Genomic DNA, 553 nt, shown 5'->3' on the forward strand with positions numbered 1-553 from the left:
ACACCCGCATAGGACGTAATGCAGTACTTTACCCCCCAAGCAGCACTGCATGCATAAGCCGCTAAGTCGATACATTTCATTACAGCGCCGCCGTGAACCTTTCCGCCAAAATTAACGTCGCTAGGTTCTGCTAAAAAACGAAGGGTAATATCTCTTTGACCACTGCTCATCTGTCATTCCTTTGTGAGTTATTGTTCTCCCAATGTAGCAGCAAGCGTTTGTGACGGGAATAGGGCGAGCAACAAAACATTAACTTTTGTTTGAGGTGTTGATACCAAAAAGCCACGGCTCTACTCCGTGGCTTTTCTCTTTGTTGTTAGGCGGAAGTTGATGGTAGCTCTTGGCCAGCAAGATCTTGCTTCTTCCGTACTTTTATCTGCGACAGAATCACGCCGGAGATAACCATCAAGCCGCCGATAATATGGTACACGTGAATCTCTTCACCGAGCAGTGTTGACGCTAAGGCGACAGAGACCACAGGCATTAAGTTCATGAACATGGCGCTGGAGTCTGCACCAATCAAATCTATTGCTTTTACCCACATCAATGGAGC

Annotated in this window: 1 protein-coding gene and 1 pseudogene; both read right to left on the reverse strand. The window is 46.8% G+C overall.

Annotated features, from left to right (window positions below):
• Positions 1–170, reverse strand: a pseudogene (locus tag R7040_RS29085) (acyl-CoA thioesterase); the annotation flags it as partial.
• Between the two features lie 146 nt (positions 171–316).
• Positions 317–553: EamA family transporter (locus R7040_RS29090; RefSeq protein WP_318097995.1), on the reverse strand; the 237-nt coding region annotated here is incomplete at its 5' end.

The sequence above is a fragment of the Vibrio sp. 1069 genome (genome assembly GCF_033340555.1).